This window comes from Chitinivorax tropicus (assembly GCF_014202905.1).
Lineage (GTDB): Bacteria > Pseudomonadota > Gammaproteobacteria > Burkholderiales > SCOH01 > Chitinivorax > Chitinivorax tropicus.
Window position 1 is genome coordinate 1 of sequence record NZ_JACHHY010000005.1, and the last position, 15,540, is coordinate 15,540.

12 protein-coding genes and 1 pseudogene are annotated in these 15,540 nt (G+C 54.7%); 9 read left to right on the plus strand and 4 right to left on the minus strand.

The window, feature by feature from the left end; all coding sequences use genetic code 11:
* Positions 1–248 precede the first annotated feature (248 nt).
* Positions 249–1,105, plus strand: a pseudogene (locus tag HNQ59_RS04870) (IS5 family transposase).
* A gap of 260 nt (positions 1,106–1,365) precedes the next feature.
* Here HNQ59_RS04870 and HNQ59_RS04875 read toward each other — a convergent pair.
* Positions 1,366–2,124, minus strand: a complete 759-nt coding sequence (locus HNQ59_RS04875) for a LytR/AlgR family response regulator transcription factor (RefSeq protein WP_184036000.1) — start codon at positions 2,122–2,124, stop codon at positions 1,366–1,368.
* Between the two features lie 2 nt (positions 2,125–2,126).
* Positions 2,127–3,134, minus strand: coding sequence for a sensor histidine kinase (locus HNQ59_RS04880; RefSeq protein ID WP_184036003.1), 1,008 nt, complete (start codon positions 3,132–3,134; stop codon positions 2,127–2,129).
* 30 nt (positions 3,135–3,164) lie between these two features.
* Here HNQ59_RS04880 and argH point away from each other — a divergent pair, with 30 nt between their 5' ends.
* The 3 genes from argH to HNQ59_RS04895 all read left to right on the plus strand — a co-directional run bounded on the left by argH (position 3,165) and on the right by HNQ59_RS04895 (position 5,506).
* Positions 3,165–4,568: an argininosuccinate lyase gene (argH, locus tag HNQ59_RS04885; RefSeq protein ID WP_184036006.1), complete on the plus strand. Its 1,404-nt coding sequence runs from the start codon at positions 3,165–3,167 to the stop codon at positions 4,566–4,568.
* Between the two features lies 1 nt (position 4,569).
* On the plus strand, positions 4,570–4,908 hold the full coding sequence (locus tag HNQ59_RS04890) for a glutaredoxin domain-containing protein (protein ID WP_184036009.1): 339 nt from the start codon (positions 4,570–4,572) through the stop codon (positions 4,906–4,908).
* Positions 4,909–5,098: 190 nt separating this feature from the next.
* A complete protein-coding gene (locus HNQ59_RS04895) occupies positions 5,099–5,506 on the plus strand; it encodes a GNAT family N-acetyltransferase (RefSeq protein WP_246490852.1) in 408 nt (135 codons plus the stop codon).
* Positions 5,507–5,703: 197 nt separating this feature from the next.
* On the opposite strand, the gene HNQ59_RS04900 is transcribed toward HNQ59_RS04895, so the two are convergent.
* Together HNQ59_RS04900 and lysA are read right to left on the minus strand one after the other, a co-directional pair.
* The gene (locus HNQ59_RS04900) at positions 5,704–6,270 is read right to left on the minus strand and encodes a GNAT family N-acetyltransferase (protein WP_184036013.1); all 567 of its coding nucleotides are present in this window, start codon (positions 6,268–6,270) and stop codon (positions 5,704–5,706) included.
* Between the two features lie 438 nt (positions 6,271–6,708).
* Positions 6,709–7,944: a diaminopimelate decarboxylase gene (gene lysA, locus HNQ59_RS04905; protein ID WP_184036016.1), complete on the minus strand. Its 1,236-nt coding sequence runs from the start codon at positions 7,942–7,944 to the stop codon at positions 6,709–6,711.
* A gap of 154 nt (positions 7,945–8,098) precedes the next feature.
* Here lysA and HNQ59_RS04910 point away from each other — a divergent pair, with 154 nt between their 5' ends.
* From HNQ59_RS04910 to lon, 5 genes are all read left to right on the plus strand, one after another.
* On the plus strand, positions 8,099–9,025 hold the full coding sequence (locus HNQ59_RS04910) for a LysR family transcriptional regulator (protein ID WP_184036018.1): 927 nt from the start codon (positions 8,099–8,101) through the stop codon (positions 9,023–9,025).
* 502 nt (positions 9,026–9,527) lie between these two features.
* Positions 9,528–10,832, plus strand: a complete 1,305-nt coding sequence (gene tig, locus HNQ59_RS04915) for a trigger factor (RefSeq protein WP_184036021.1) — start codon at positions 9,528–9,530, stop codon at positions 10,830–10,832.
* Complete coding sequence (gene clpP, locus HNQ59_RS04920; RefSeq protein ID WP_184036024.1) at positions 10,832–11,449, plus strand: ATP-dependent Clp endopeptidase proteolytic subunit ClpP; 618 nt, start codon at positions 10,832–10,834, stop codon at positions 11,447–11,449. The genes tig and clpP overlap by 1 nt, the downstream gene beginning before the upstream one ends.
* Before the next feature lie 138 nt (positions 11,450–11,587).
* Positions 11,588–12,856 (plus strand): ATP-dependent Clp protease ATP-binding subunit ClpX, encoded by a 1,269-nt coding sequence (gene clpX / locus HNQ59_RS04925; protein ID WP_184036027.1) that lies wholly within the window; start codon positions 11,588–11,590, stop codon positions 12,854–12,856.
* A gap of 193 nt (positions 12,857–13,049) precedes the next feature.
* Positions 13,050–15,470 carry an endopeptidase La gene (lon, locus tag HNQ59_RS04930; RefSeq protein WP_184036030.1) on the plus strand — a complete coding sequence of 807 codons (2,421 nt, stop codon included), beginning with the start codon at positions 13,050–13,052 and terminating at the stop codon, positions 15,468–15,470.
* The last annotated feature ends 70 nt before the right edge of the window (positions 15,471–15,540 follow it).

Here is a 15,540-nt window from a genome sequence, read left to right on the forward strand (position 1 = left end):
GAGCCAGCCCTATGTTTAGGCCTGACCGTGACGTCATGGCGATCACCATGCAGGGGGCTTGGCTTGAGAAGTCGGGAAGAGGAAAGTGCGATATGGGGGGATGGTGCATCCCCAAACGACAGTATGTCGTCCAGGGGCCGGCAGAAGAGGAGGCCTATGGAATTCGGACAGTCCGTTAAGGATTTATCCGTAAATTAAATATACAATACAACCCTGAGCCGACCGTAACTCGGCACAGGATTCTCAAGATGACCAAAACTCGTGCCCATCCGTGGGAAGTGACCGATGAATTCTGGAAACGTGTGGAGCCCCTGATTCCGCAACCCTCACGCGATCCAGCCAGGTAGTACCTGCGCTGTGCTGGTGCAGGACGCCCGCCCAAATTGCCTCGTCTGGTCTTTGAGGCCATCGTGTATGTGCTTAGAACCGGTTGCCCATGGAAGGCTTTACCCAAGGAGCGCTTTGGCAGAGCCAGTGCGGTGCATCAGAAGTTCATGCAGCGGTCCAAGGCCGGATTCTTCGAGGCGCTATGGAAAGTGGGCGTTGCCGAATACGACAACTTTGAAGGCATCGCTTGGCGTTGGCAAAGCATGGATGGGGCGATGTTCAAGGCACCCTTGGCGCAAGAGGCTGTCGGCCCCAACCCGACGGATCGGGGAAAAAACGTAAGCCAGCGTCATCTGCTGGTGGACGGACCTGGTATCCCGCTATCACTCGTCGTGACCACAGCCAATGTGAACGACGTGACACAGATTGATGTTGTACTCGATGCTGCGGTGATCAAGTACCCAAGCAGCGTCGCTCCAAACCTCTGTGTCCGGATGCGGGCTATCGCGGCAAAGGTGCCATGGCTGTGATCCTGGCACATGGCTACATCGCGCATGTGGTCAGTCGGCAGAGAAAAGCGGCAGAGAAAAGACGTGATCCGCAGAAGAAAGTCCGGCGCTGGATGGCCGAGGCTTGCCATGGCGGGTTTAACCGGTTCCGCAAGCACTTGGTACGCTACGAAAAGCGGGAGCATACCTGCTTGGCACTCAACCACCTTGCTGCAGCCATCATTGCCTTGCGCAAGATCGATTTACCCGTCCATATTATTTATGGATAAATCTTAAGCAATCGCGTCGTGACTGCCCAGGGTGTCATGGGAGCCATTGCTGCTGTGCCAGCACGTGTCGCGATCCAGCCAGATTATCAACGACCCGCGTGCTTTGGGCGCTACGTCGTAGGCATACTAGTTCGTGATCTTGTCCTTTGGCGGGATGGACTTGCTTTTGCCATCATTACTACCTCGCTGGTTCGGACCGTGATAGGGCAGCAAAGTCATTGCCTAGCATTGCCCGGCAAAGAGAGGGCGCAATTGGGCTTTTATAAGTGTCGATACTCGCGCACGATGGCTTGCTGGCGGCGACTGATGGGGAGGCGTTCGGGGACGCCGTTCAGGATGGCAACCCAGTGCCCTTCGCCTTCTTGGGTTGTGGCTCGTTCAAAGCCGGCGATATAGGCTCGTGCGACTAGGCAGTTGCGGTGGATGCGGACGAATGCATCGGGGAATTCTTGTTCGAGATGGGTGAGCGATTCTTCCAATAGGTATTCTCGCGCCAATGTGCGGACAGTGACATATTTCAGCTCTGCTTTGAGATACAGCACGTCTTTGATTGGTACCAGCACCACCTTGCCTCGTTCAGAGACGCTGAGGAACTGGCGGCTTTTTTGATCGAGATTTTTGACTGAAGGGGGAGGGGCATGGAATTTATTGGCTTTTTCCAATGCGGCCTGTAGGCGTTCGAGTCGGATTGGTTTCAACAAATAGTCGATGGCATTGACTTCAAATGCTTGTAGCGCGAATTGATCATAGGCGGTGGTGAAGATGATGGCGGGCGGCTTGGGCAGTTTTGCCATGTGCTGGGCCAGCTCGATGCCTGACATGCCTGGCATTTTGATATCCAGCAGGGCTACGTCAGCCTCATTTTCATTCAGCCAAGTCAGTGCCTGTTGGCCAGAGGCGGCCTCTCCGGCGATGGATAGGCCCAATGCGCCGGGGCAGTCGTCGATCAGGTCTTTGAGGCGCTGTCGAGCGGGCATTTCGTCATCGACGATCAAAATTCGAATAGCATTTGCAGCCATGATTATTCTCGATAGGGCAGCACGATATGTACTTGATAATAGTTGCTGCCAACGGTCGTGGTAAGGGATGCTTCTGCGTCGAAGAACAGCGCAAGTCGTTCTCGGATGTTGCCCATGGCCATCTTGTTGCCGGCGTGATGTTTGCCGTCATCGGGCGAGAACGGGTTGCGGATGTCCAGATGGACTTCGTTACGCGAGCGGTAAGCATTGATGCTGATGATGCCCGGCGTTTCGCAGGGCTCGATTCCATGATAAACGGCATTTTCAAGCAAGGGCTGTATGACCAACGGTGGAATTTTAGCTTGTAACGGCGCCTTTTCAATATGCCATTCGAGTTGCAATCGTTCGCCTAGACGCAACTGCTCAATGGCCAGATAGTTGGATGCCAGCTCTAATTCACGCTTCAATGAAGACAGCTGGTTGTTGTCTGCCATGACTACGCGGAACAGATCTGCCAAGTCTTCCAGTGCGCGCTCTGCGACACGGGGTTTGCTGCGGATCATGCTCAGCACTGCATTTAGGCTGTTGAACAGGAAGTGGGGTCGGATACGTGCCTGCAGGGCTTGGAGGCGTGCTTCTGCAAGGGCAGGAGACAGTGCGCGATTCCTTAAATAGAAGTAATTCAGCAGTACACCGCTGCTGGTGGCACCGTACAGTAGGGCACGGATGATGCGCTCGCTCACCTTGATGGTAGGGTCGCCAAATACCCATGCGCCAATGGCACAGATCAGGGCGGTGCTGCCGAGTACGATCAATACGCCATTGCTGTAGCTTTGTCGGTGCAAGGGTTCGTTGATCGCGGCCAGGCATAGCATCGCGGCCAGCATGGTTGGCTGGGCAACCGTTGAGAATGCAGTGAAGGTGTTGGCCAGATCGCGAAGGGCATCGCTGCAGGTCAGGGCTGCCATCAAGATGGCAAGGTTGATGGCCAGCAGTATCCGTACTTGGGTGCCCAGGTTGCGGAAGTCTGGCAGGGCGTCGGGGACGCGGTTTTGGCTTATAATCGTCATCCCTCCATTTTTGTACAAGGCGAATGACATATGCAAGCCAGTAACCTGGATAACCGCGATAAAGCGTGGTCTGGCCGATTCTCCGAGCCGATGTCCGATCTGCTGCAACGCTATAATGCGTCGGTGGATTTTGATAAACGCATGGCGGAATTCGACATCCAGGGCTCATTGGCGCATGCGCGGATGTTGACCCGTGCCGGTGTGCTGTCAGAGGCGGATCTGAGTGCCATCGAACAGGGTATGTCGGAAATCCTGGCGGATATCCGCGCGGGCCGGTTCGAGTGGACGATTCAGCTTGAAGACGTGCACATGAACATTGAAAAGCGGCTGACGGATAAGATAGGGGATGCTGGGAAACGCTTGCATACCGGGCGCTCGCGCAATGATCAGGTGGCAACCGACATTCGCCTGTACGTGCGTGCTGCCATCGATGAAATCAGCGCCTTGTTGGTCGAGGTGCAAAAATCGTTGTTGGATCTGGCGGAGCAACATGTTGATACGGTCATGCCTGGCTTTACTCATCTGCAGGTTGCGCAGCCGGTCACCTTTGGCCACCACCTGATGGCGTATTTCGAGATGTTTGGGCGTGATATCGAGCGCTTTGTCGATGCTCGCAAGCGTACCAACCGCATGCCACTGGGCAGTGCCGCCTTGGCGGGCACCAGTTACCCGATCCAGCGTGAGTACACCGCAGAGCTGCTGGGCTTTGAGCAGGTCTGTCGCAACTCGCTCGATGCGGTATCAGATCGTGATTTCGCCATCGAATTCACCAGTGCGGCCTCGATTGCCATGATGCACATGTCACGTTTGTCCGAAGAGCTGATTTTGTGGATGAACCCGCGTTTCGGTTTCATTGATATCGCGGATCGTTTCTGCACGGGCAGCTCGATCATGCCGCAAAAGAAAAACCCAGATGTGGCTGAGCTGGCGCGTGGCAAATCTGCACGTGTGTTTGGTCATCTGATGGGGCTGCTGACGCTGATGAAAGGCCAGCCGCTCACGTATAACAAAGACAACCAGGAGGACAAGGAACCGTTGTTCGATACGGTGGATACCTTGACCGTCACCCTGACCATCTACGCGGACATGCTACGGGGCATCACCGTCAATAAGGAAGCAATGCGGGCTGCGGCCTTGCAAGGCTATGCCACTGCTACCGATCTGGCTGACTATCTGGTCAAGCGAGGCTTGCCTTTCCGCGATGCACACGAGGCGGTGGCCCTGGCGGTGCGTCATGCCGAGCAGCAGCGTTGTGATCTGGCTGAGCTGAGTCTGGACACCCTAAGGCAATTTTCAACCTTGATCGAAGCGGATGTATTTGAGGTGTTGACCCTGGAGGGTTCGCTCAATGCCCGTAATCATATCGGCGGCACCGCACCCGCTCAGGTGCGCGCAGCCATTGCCGCTGCCAGGCAAGCGCTCGGAGGGGATTGAGATGTGGCGGAGCGTCGCGCCGATCCTGATCATCTGTGCGTTGGGTGGGCTGTGGCATGGGTGGAAGCAACCATCCAAGCTGGAGATCAAGCCAGATGAGCTAGGGCGTGTACAGCTCTATGCAACGACCTGGTGTGGTTACTGTCAGGCTGCACGCCAATACTTCCAGGCCAAGGGCATCCAATATGTCGAATACGATGTCGAAAAAGACGCTGAGGCCAATCGGCGTGCTGTTGGCTATGCAGGCCCTGGCGTGCCGGTCATTGTGGTGGGGCAGGACGTGATGCATGGTTTTTCAGTTGAAGAATTTGAAGAGCGCTTTGCCTCACGGGCTCAGTGACAGCGTTGCTGCTGGCATTCGCCCCTCGGCCATCAAAATTCAGCTCAGTCATTTTCCATCGGTGCAGCAGGGGCTGCTCAGCGCGGCTCCTGCCATGTCATGCGTTTCATCGATGTGGTAGCGAAATATGCAAATCCATTGGCAGTGTCTGGCATTTCATCAGCTGAATGTCCATCAATTGTATCTGGTGATGTCTTTGAGACAGCAGGTGTTTGCGGTCGAGCAATCCTGTGTCTATCAGGATGCTGATGGCGCGGATCAAGCAGCATGCCATCTCATGGGGTGGTCTGTTGATGGCAGGCTGCTGGCTTACGCCAGATTGCTCCCGCCAGGTGTCAAGTTCGCAGATGCTTCGTTTGGCCGGGTGGTCACCAGCCCGGATGTACGTCGCCAACGTATTGGCTGGCAATTGCTGGATCAGGTCATGCAGGCCATGGATCGGCTGTTCCCTGGGCAGCCGATCACCATCGGTGCGCAAAGCCATCTGCAATCATTCTATGGCAGCAAAGGGTTTGTAGCGATTGGGCCAGAATACCTGGAGGATGGGCTGCCGCACATCGACATGAGATGCCCAGGTTCCGTCGGCGCGATTGCATAGTCCACGCTGAATCGGGTCATCAGAACCTGGTGGCCACCGCTGGGTGATGCAATCAGGCTGTGTTGGGCATCACCGCAAGGATAGGGCTCAGAACGAGCCGGGCGGGCGAACGACGGTGGATGGCACGTCTGCCAACCAAGCCAGCTGTCGTGCTGCCTTGAAAGGGTGAAGTCATAACCCGTCCATACCCGCTTGGTTCAACGCAGGCTGGAGATATCATCTGCCGACATGGCCAGCATCGGGTTGCCGTTGTGGGCGGTTCGATTGATCGGTCGGAACCCCAACGAGCGGAAAAAAGCACGAGAGGTTGCGTTGTCAGGGTGGTGGGTGACGACCATCCATTGGCAATCCGGCAAGGCTGCCAGCCCTTTCAAAATGGCGGTGGCCGCGATCCGGCCCAGGCCTTGACGATGATAACGTGCATCGATGACCAGCTGCTTCAGCTCATATTCACCCGGCACGCGCTGTGTCTGGGCGGGGTCATTGTAACTGGGGCCGAAGGCAATCATGCCAACCGCACCGTCGGCAATGTCAGCGTGAATCAGCCTGAATTGTATGCCAGGGCGATCCAGCGATTGCTGATGCCAATACCAGCAAGGCTGCACCCAGGTTTTTTCCAGCGCGCCCGGGTCGATCTGTTCCAGATCACTACGATTCAGGAGTGTGACGGGTCTGAGTTCTAAATTCATGGTTGTTGGGGTTTCCAATTGCAGGGCAAGAAGAAGCGGGGCAATCGCTGTCATGGCGGCAACGGAACTGGCCATGAGCTGCCTCCCCACCAAGTGCAAACGCAATCCATCGATCATGTGTCAAAAGCGGACTTGGCGGATGGTTTATGCCAAGGCCTGCCTTATTCTGCGGTGCGCTATGTGGGGTCGAATCCTAGTGCAGCAATAATATATTAGCCAACTACTTTCGATGCTTCTTATATTTTAATGATGAAATGTATGGAAGCGTCGTGAAATCGGTGGATATGAAGAATATTGCTTCTCTTTGAAATCATTAATGTTTGTGAGGTGAGAGGCAATACATGCACATCGGTAAATGTAGATGTAAGCGGTTGAGACTTGGTGCCGATGGGCCAAGAGGCGTAGATAAAAAGTAGGGGCAGCGGCTGTGCCAAGCCCTGCTGCATGGCAGCCAGCCGGGCTTGGTCGAGGGGTATCGGCAGGAGCGCCCAAGGCGGGCGCACTGGGCAAGCGTTACAGGCTTTCCAGCTGCAGCAGTTCCTCGATGGTTTGCCGCCGACGGATCAAGTGTCCTTGTCCGTTTTCAACCAACACCTCTGGAATCAACGGGCGGCTGTTGTAGTTGGACGACATGGACGCCCCATAGGCACCGGTATCGTGGAAAAGCAACAGGTCACCCACCTGTGTCGTGGGCAGATCACGTGACACGACTGTGCCGCCATCCTGCTGGGTGAACACGTCGCCGGATTCACACAGCGGGCCTGCCACGACAGTCGGGACTGGCGGCGCCTCGCCAGACTGGGCGCGATCGGAAATGACGGAGATGCCGTGATAGCTGCCATACATGGAAGGCCGCATCAGATCATTGAACCCCGCATCCACTAGCACAAAGTGCCTGGAACCCATCTGCTTGACCGCCCGAACCTCTGTCAGCAGCGCACCGGCCTCGGCCACCAGATAGCGTCCTGGCTCGATTTCCAGGCGGATCGGGTGCCCCAGCTTGGCTGCAATCCGCTGCCGGGCTGCGTCCCACAGGCCGAAATAGTGCTGGGTGTCAACGCGGGGCTCGTGCCCGACATAAGGAATCGATAACCCGCCACCTGCGGAAATGGCCTCGATGTCATGCTGCATCCCGCAGGCCAGCTCAACCATGGCATCGCACACCTTTTCGAGGTGTTGATAATCCACCCCCGAGCCAATATGCATGTGCAAGCCGACCAGGTGTAGCTGATGTTGTCGGATGGCTGCCAGCGCTTGCGGCAGTTGCGTGTGCCAGATGCCATGCTTGCTGTTCTCGCCACCAGTGTTGGTCTTGTTGCTGTGGCCGTGCCCAAACCCTGGGTTGATTCTCAGCCAGACGCGGTGGCCGGGGCTACGTTGCCCCAGCTGGTGCAGCATGTCGATCGAGCCCGCATTCACCTCGATTCGTTGCGCCACGACCTGCTCCAGCGTGGGGCGATCCAGCAGATCAGCCGTGAAGACGATGCCTGCAGGATCTCCCGCAGGGCTGAATCCCGCCTTGAAGGCCCTTTCCAGCTCGCCTGCCGAGACGGAATCCACCACCACGCCAGCTTCTCGCATCAGGCGGAGGATGTGGGTGTTCGAACAAGCCTTCTGCGCAAAGCGAATCACGTCAAACGCGCGTAGTGCCTGGATTCGCTCGCGGATCACCGAGGCATCATACAGCCAGAGCGGCGTGCCGAACTCCTCGGCCAATTGGTGCAGCAAGGGGGAGGGGAAGGTGGGCATGGTCGGTCAGCTCCTCGACATCGGATTGGATTCGTTGGCGGCATGCGCCGCAAAGATACCGATATCTTTACTTGATTTGATCATTCAATAAAATAATAAAATATCGCCTATCCATTCATTTTTGATATGCATTGGCGATCATGACAAGGGCCATATGAAGATCTCTTTCCGTCATATCGAGGTGTTTCGCGCCGTGATGACCGCAGGCAGCGTAACCGGTGCCGCCACGCTGCTGAGCACCTCTCAGCCCACCATCAGCCGGGAGCTGGCGCGGCTGGAGCAATTGTTGCAGCTCCAATTGTTCGAGCGTGTAAAAGGCCGGCTGATCCCCACCACCCAGGCACTCTCGCTATTTGATGAGGTGCAGCGCGCCTATGGGGGGCTGGAGCGGGTCGTGAGCAAGGCTCAGTCACTCCGTCATTTCGAGCAGGGCCAGCTATCCATCGCCGCCCTGCCGGTTTTTGCGCAGACCTTGCTGCCACTGGCATGCCGCGCCTTCAATGACCAGTTTCCACACGTCAGCCTGACCATCACCCCAGAGGAATCCCCCCTGCTTGAGGAAAGCCTGAGTGCCCAGCAGCACGACCTGGGCTTGTCGGAGCAGGCGACAACGCCACCAGGGACGGCACAGCACGGCATATTGACGGCGGACATGGTGTGTATTTTGCCCGAGGGGCATCGGCTTCTTGACCGGGCTTGTCTGGCGCCCAGCGATTTCCACAAGGAGCCATTCATCAGCCTGTCTGGCTTCGACGTGTATCGACAAAGGCTCGACAGCCTGTTCCTGGAGCATCAAGTCGAAAGGCGGATGTTGATTCAGACCACCAGCGCGGCATCGGTGTGTGCCATGGTTCGCGAAGGGCTGGGGGTGGCCATCGTCAACCCGCTGACAGCCTTTTGCGAGTTGGGGCAACGCATCCAGGTGCGACCATTTAGCCTGTCGGTGCCGTTTCAGGTCTGCAGCGTCCGCCCCCTGCATCGTCCGCCATCCGCGTTGGCAGACGCTTTTGCTGCGACCTTGTTGAAAACGGCGCGGCAGCTGCAACAACGCATCCAGCAGCAATTCAGCCCGGCTGGATAGCCTCCATCAGCGGGCATACCCACATATCCGCATCGACCAAGTTCAGAGCTTTGCTCTTGTCCACGAATGAACACCCACATCGCCATGATCCACGTCAATACCGCGCGGTCTGACGCTGCCACCAAGAATTCTCAGCAGATACGGCTATGCCATGTAAGTAGCTGACTTTCATATTAATCAATGCCTTGTGTGCTGATGTCGAGCTGAGAGACTGGTTGTGCGCAATATCCCAATCGGTCGATGATCTGACATACCAAACCATCAACCACGCGATGCACGAAAACCCGCTCCATGACGCTGTTATGACGAAGACGGACATATGCCAGATCCAAACGAATACCTCGCCAAACCGCACCACGCCATGCGGCTTGCCTGTTTATAAAGCGAATGGCATCATTCATAGTTTGCGGTCAGTTCGACTCCACCAGCTTGTTGGCCCGCGCTCAACCACTGAGTTGCCGCCGGATTTGAATACAAGTAATTGAATGATTGAGGAATAGCAATGCAAGTGAATTTGGAAACCCTGGGCCAGCTAGAGCGTCGCCTGAACATAGTCGTGCCCTTTGCGCAAATCGATGCCGAAGTCAATTCCCGCCTCAAGCGCGTATCCCGCACCGCCAAGATCCAAGGCTTCCGCCCAGGTAAGGCGCCGCTGCGTATCGTTGAGCAGTTCTACGGCCCACAAGTGCGTGAAGAAGTCTTGGGTGAAACCGTGCAGCGTAGCTTCAGCCAAGCGGTAACAGAACAGCAATTGCGCGTTGCCGGCTATCCTCGCTTTGAGCCGCTGCCTGCAGAGGGCGACACCACTGATTTCAAATTCAGTGCAGTCTTCGAGGTGTATCCGGAAATCGCCGTGGGTGACCTGTCCGCAGTCGACCTGGAAAACCCTGTCACCGACGTGACCGACGCCGAAGTAGACAAAACCATCGACATCCTGCGCAAGCAACGCACCTCGTTCAACGCAGTGGAGCGCGCAGCTCAGGAAAACGACCGCGTGATCATCGATTTTGCAGGCAAGATCGACGGTGAAGTGTTCGAGGGTGGCAAGGCAGACAACTACTCCGTATGGCTTGGCCAAGGCCAGATGCTGAAAGATTTCGAAGCAGGCATCGTGGGCGTGAAGGAAGGCGAATCCAAGACTTTCGAAATGGTCTTCCCAGAGGACTATCATGGTAAAGACGTGGCTGGCAAGACTGTGGTTTGGGAAATCACCGTCAAGAACGTTGCCGAAGCGACATTGCCTGAATTGAACGACGACTTCGCCAAGATGCTGGGTATCGAAGACGGCGACTTGACCAAAATGCGCGATGAAGTGAAGAAGAATGTTCAGCGCGAAGTCAGCCGCCGCCTGAAGGCCCGCCTGAAAGAAGGCGTGATGCAAGCCCTGCTCGACAACACCAAGTTCGATGTGCCCAAGGCATTGGTGCAGATGGAAGTAGGCCGCCTGCAGCAACAGACAGCCAATGATTTCGCATCGCGTGGCATTGATGTTGCTAATATGCAATTGCCAGCGGAGCTGTTCACTGCACAGGCAGAGCGCCGTGTTTCTTTGGGCTTGATCCTTGCAGAATTGGTGAAGCACCACAATCTACAAGCGAAGCCGGAGCAGATCCGTGTGATCGTGGAAGAGTTCGCTGAGTCTTATGAACAGCCGGAAGATGTTGTCAAATGGTACTACGCAAGCCGCGAGCGTCTGGAAGGGCCTGAAGCGTTGGCTACCGAAGACAATGTGGTTGAGTGGGCCAAGACACAGGCGAAAGTTCAAGACAAGGCACTCAGTTTTGATGAACTGATGGGGAATAAGTAATGTTCCAAAAATCGGATTGGCAGCCTCAAAACATCGGCTTGGTGCCGATGGTTGTAGAAAGCAGCGGGCGCGGCGAGCGCGCCTACGATATCTATTCACGCTTGTTGAAAGAGCGTGTGGTGTTCCTCGTGGGGCCCGTCACAGACGAGTCAGCCAATCTGGTTGTGGCGCAGTTGCTGTTCCTGGAGTCGGAAAATCCCGACAAGGATATTTCGCTCTATATCAATTCACCCGGTGGTTCGATCACCGCCGGCATGTCGATCTACGACACCATGCAATTCATCAAGCCCGATGTCAGCACATTGTGTATTGGTCAGGCTTGCAGCATGGGCGCGTTCCTGCTTGCATCCGGCAGTAAAGGCAAGCGCTTTGCACTGCCCAACTCTCGTGTGATGATTCACCAGCCGTTGGGCGGATTCCAAGGCCAGGCTTCGGATATCGAAATCCATGCCAAGGAGATCCTGTATTTGAAGGACAAGTTGAATCGCATGCTGGCAGAGCACACCGGGCAACCACTGGATAACATCCTGCGCGATACAGACCGTGACAATTTCATGAGCGCAGAAGCGGCTCGTGAATACGGCTTGATCGATCAGGTCATCTCCAAACGCGGTTGAAATGCCTGAGCACGGGCCTTGCAAGGCCCGTGTTTCACTTGCTGATGAAATTCGCTACACTGCAGATAAATCATTGTATTGATCAGCTCGGTACGTCGAGCGTCTCTATCTGCCATCCAGTTTTTCGGGGATACGGCCATGTCCGACAGTAATGAAAAAATGCTTTATTGCTCCTTCTGCGGCAAAAGCCAGCACGAAGTGCGCAAATTGATTGCCGGCCCCCAAGTGTTCATCTGCGATGAATGTATCGAACTATGCAACGATATTATTCGCGAAGAGACGCAAGGCCAGAGCAACGAAGACAAAGTCACCGGAGAAAACAAATTACCGGTGCCTTCCGAGATCCGCTCGATTCTCGATAGCTACGTCATTGGTCAAAACAAGGCCAAGAAGATCCTGGCCGTAGCGGTCTACAATCACTACAAGCGCCTTGCGCAGCAGGAAAAGAGCTCCGATGTGGAGCTGGCGAAGAGCAATATCCTCCTGATTGGCCCGACCGGCTCAGGCAAGACGCTATTGGCCCAGACCCTGGCTCGATTGCTGAATGTACCATTCGTGATGGCTGACGCCACCACGCTGACCGAAGCCGGTTATGTGGGAGAGGATGTCGAGAATATCATCCAGAAGCTCCTGCAGAAATGTGATTACGATGTGGAGAAGGCCCAGCGCGGCATTGTCTACATTGATGAAATCGACAAGATTTCCCGCAAATCCGACAACCCCTCGATCACTCGTGATGTATCGGGAGAAGGGGTTCAGCAAGCTTTGCTGAAGCTGATCGAAGGCACGGTTGCGTCGGTTCCACCTCAAGGTGGGCGTAAGCACCCCAATCAGGAGTTCGTACAGGTTGACACCACGAATATCCTGTTTATCTGTGGTGGCGCATTTGATGGTCTTGAAAAAGTCATCCGCAATCGCTCCGTAAAAGGTGGGATTGGCTTCGGTGCTGAAGTTCAAAGCAAGGATGACAAAGTCGCTGTTGGTCAGACTTTGCGTGATGTCGAGCCTGAGGATTTGATCAAATTCGGTTTGATTCCAGAGTTTGTTGGTCGCCTGCCTGTGGTGGCGACGCTGGAAGAGCTGGATGAAGCCGCATTGGTCACCATCCTGACAGAACCCAAGAATGCGCTGGTCAAGCAATATCAAAAGTTGATCGCCTTGGAAGGCGCAGAGTTGGAAATCCGCGAGGACGCCCTGTATGCCACAGCACGTAAGGCACTGGCACGTAAGACGGGTGCACGCGGTCTGCGGTCGATTCTGGAGCATGCATTGCTGGATACCATGTATGAGCTGCCTGGAATGACCAATGTGAAAAAGATCGTGTTGGATGAGAACTGTATTCAAAACAATGCAGCGCCACTCATGATCTATGAAGATCAGCCCAAAACAGCCAATGCAGCACCTTGAGTGTTGAATCTGTTTTTGTGAATGTAGTAAGTTTTCCGCCCCTTCTGGGGCGGAACTTTTTTCTGCTATGCCTTGGTAAATCGGCTAACATTAGCTGAACGCTACATCTATTCTGGGCGTGCGGCCAAAGCTTGAATTATGAACGGTCGCCCACATCTGCCTAATCTGTCAACTTGCTGCCCAGGTGAACGATATGTCCCACCAAAACGAACTACCTGCAACACCGACCTCGTTGCCACTTTTGCCATTACGTGATGTGGTGGTATTCCCACACATGGTGATCCCGCTGTTCGTCGGGCGTCCGAAATCCATCAAAGCGCTGGAAACCGCGATGGAAGATGGCAAACAGATCCTATTGGTTGCGCAGAAATCTGCCGCCAAGGATGAGCCTCAGCCCGAAGATTTGTACGGTGTTGGCACGGTTGCTACGGTGCTCCAGATGCTGAAGCTGCCAGACGGCACCGTGAAAGTGCTGGTTGAAGGATCACAACGCGCCTTGGTTGACTCAGTCGATAGCGAACAAACGCATTTCGTGGCTAAAGTGACACCTGTGCAATTGGATGACAAGGAAAACCACGAAGTCGAAGCCATGCGCCGTGCTTTGATCGCGCAGTTTGATCAATACGTCAAATTGAACAAAAAAATACCCCCGGAAATCTTGACCTCGCTTTCTGGAATTGATCAGGCTGGCCGGCTGGCTGATACCATTGCCGCCCATCTGCCACTCAAACTTGAGCAGAAGCAAGAAGTTCTGGAAATGTTCCCGATCAAGGATCGATTGGATCATCTACTCGGTCTGTTGGAAGCGGAAATCGACATCCTGCAAGTCGAGAAACGCATCCGTGGCCGCGTCAAGCGCCAGATGGAAAAGAGTCAGCGCGAGTACTATTTGAATGAGCAAGTCAAAGCCATTCAGAAAGAGCTGGGAGAAACCGAGGAAGGTGCTGATCTCGACGATCTTGAGAAAAAGATCAAGGTTGCAGGCATGACCAAGGAAGGCAAGGCCAAGGCGGAAGCCGAGCTTAAGAAGCTACGACTGATGTCCCCGATGTCAGCCGAAGCCACCGTCGTCCGTAACTACATCGAAACTTTGATCGGCCTGCCCTGGAAAAAACGCACCAAAATCCACAAAGACCTGGCTGAAGCCGAAACCGTGCTCGATACAGATCACTATGGATTGGATCGCGTCAAGGAACGCATTCTGGAGTACCTCGCGGTGCAACAGCGCGTTGACAAGCTCAAAGCACCGATTTTGTGCCTAGTAGGCCCGCCAGGGGTGGGCAAGACCTCACTGGGGCAATCCATTGCCCGCGCCACCAACCGCAAATTTGTCCGGATGGCACTGGGTGGTGTGCGTGATGAAGCGGAAATTCGCGGCCATCGTCGGACTTACATCGGCTCCATGCCCGGCAAGATTCTGCAAAACATGAATAAGGTTGGGGTGAAAAACCCATTGTTCCTGCTGGATGAAGTAGACAAGATGGGCATGGACTTCCGAGGCGATCCAAGCTCCGCGCTGCTGGAAGTGCTCGACCCCGAACAGAATTCAACCTTTGTTGATCACTACATCGAAGTTGAATATGACCTGTCAGATGTGATGTTCGTTGCCACCGCCAACACATTGAACATCCCCGGACCCCTGCTCGATCGGATGGAAATCATCCGTTTGTCAGGTTATACCGAGGACGAAAAAGTCAATATTGCCGAGCGCTACCTGATTCCAAAGCAGATGAAGGCCAACGGGCTGAAAGAAGGCGAGTTGAGCATCACCGAAAGCGCCATTCGAGATGTCGTCCGTTATTACACCCGCGAGGCAGGTGTGCGTAGTCTTGATCGCGAGATTGCCAAGATCGCACGAAAAGTGGTCAAGAGCCTATTGCTGAAAAAGGACAAAACTGGCAAGGCCATCTCGGTCAATGCTCGGAACCTCGATAAATACCTGGGTGTCCGCAAATACCTCTACGGAATTGCAGAGCAGACCAATCAGGTTGGCCAAGTGACCGGTCTGGCCTGGACAGAAGTGGGCGGCGAGCTGCTGACCATTGAATCGGTGGTGTTGCCTGGCAAAGGAAAAATGACCACGACGGGCAAGCTGGGCGATGTGATGCAAGAGTCCATCCAGGCTGCGCTATCTGTCGTTCGTAGTCGCGCACGTAGCATGGGTGTCGATGAGTCCTTCCATGAAAAGAAAGATATCCATATTCACCTGCCAGAAGGCGCAACACCCAAAGATGGTCCAAGTGCGGGTATCGCCATATGCACCGCAATCGTCAGCGTGCTGACAGGTATCCCTGTGCGCGCAGATGTAGCGATGACCGGTGAGATCACATTGCGAGGTGAGGTACTGCCTATCGGCGGCTTGAAAGAGAAGTTGTTGGCGGCCCATCGAGGCGGAATCAAGAATGTATTGATTCCAGAGGGCAACGTGAAAGATTTGGCTGAGATTCCGGACAATATCAAACATAAATTAACGATTCATCCAGTGAAATGGATCGATCAGGTGCTTGAATTGGCCTTGGAAAGACTGCCTGTGATCGAAGGTGAAAATGACGTTGGCATCGAAGTTCCGCCTAAAACAGAAGACTCGGCTACTGGCGCGGCTTTGAAGCATTGATTTATCTGGCAATTAACTTGACATGGAGAATTTGCAGTTGCTATAAAAGCCCTGTAGGGCGTTTAAAGTG

What these genes read in the sequence shown, in the direction of transcription:
- HNQ59_RS04875 (WP_184036000.1), bottom strand. Translation starts at nt 2,124, where the DNA reads ATGGCTGCAAATGCTATTCGAATTTTGATCGTCGATGACGAAATGCCC.
- HNQ59_RS04880 (WP_184036003.1), bottom strand. Translation starts at nt 3,134, where the DNA reads ATGACGATTATAAGCCAAAACCGCGTCCCCGACGCCCTGCCAGACTTC.
- argH (WP_184036006.1), top strand. Translation starts at nt 3,165, where the DNA reads ATGCAAGCCAGTAACCTGGATAACCGCGATAAAGCGTGGTCTGGCCGA.
- HNQ59_RS04890 (WP_184036009.1), top strand. Translation starts at nt 4,570, where the DNA reads ATGTGGCGGAGCGTCGCGCCGATCCTGATCATCTGTGCGTTGGGTGGG.
- HNQ59_RS04895 (WP_246490852.1), top strand. Translation starts at nt 5,099, where the DNA reads ATGTCTTTGAGACAGCAGGTGTTTGCGGTCGAGCAATCCTGTGTCTAT.
- HNQ59_RS04900 (WP_184036013.1), bottom strand. Translation starts at nt 6,270, where the DNA reads ATGGCCAGTTCCGTTGCCGCCATGACAGCGATTGCCCCGCTTCTTCTT.
- lysA (WP_184036016.1), bottom strand. Translation starts at nt 7,944, where the DNA reads ATGCCCACCTTCCCCTCCCCCTTGCTGCACCAATTGGCCGAGGAGTTC.
- HNQ59_RS04910 (WP_184036018.1), top strand. Translation starts at nt 8,099, where the DNA reads ATGAAGATCTCTTTCCGTCATATCGAGGTGTTTCGCGCCGTGATGACC.
- tig (WP_184036021.1), top strand. Translation starts at nt 9,528, where the DNA reads ATGCAAGTGAATTTGGAAACCCTGGGCCAGCTAGAGCGTCGCCTGAAC.
- clpP (WP_184036024.1), top strand. Translation starts at nt 10,832, where the DNA reads ATGTTCCAAAAATCGGATTGGCAGCCTCAAAACATCGGCTTGGTGCCG.
- clpX (WP_184036027.1), top strand. Translation starts at nt 11,588, where the DNA reads ATGTCCGACAGTAATGAAAAAATGCTTTATTGCTCCTTCTGCGGCAAA.
- lon (WP_184036030.1), top strand. Translation starts at nt 13,050, where the DNA reads ATGTCCCACCAAAACGAACTACCTGCAACACCGACCTCGTTGCCACTT.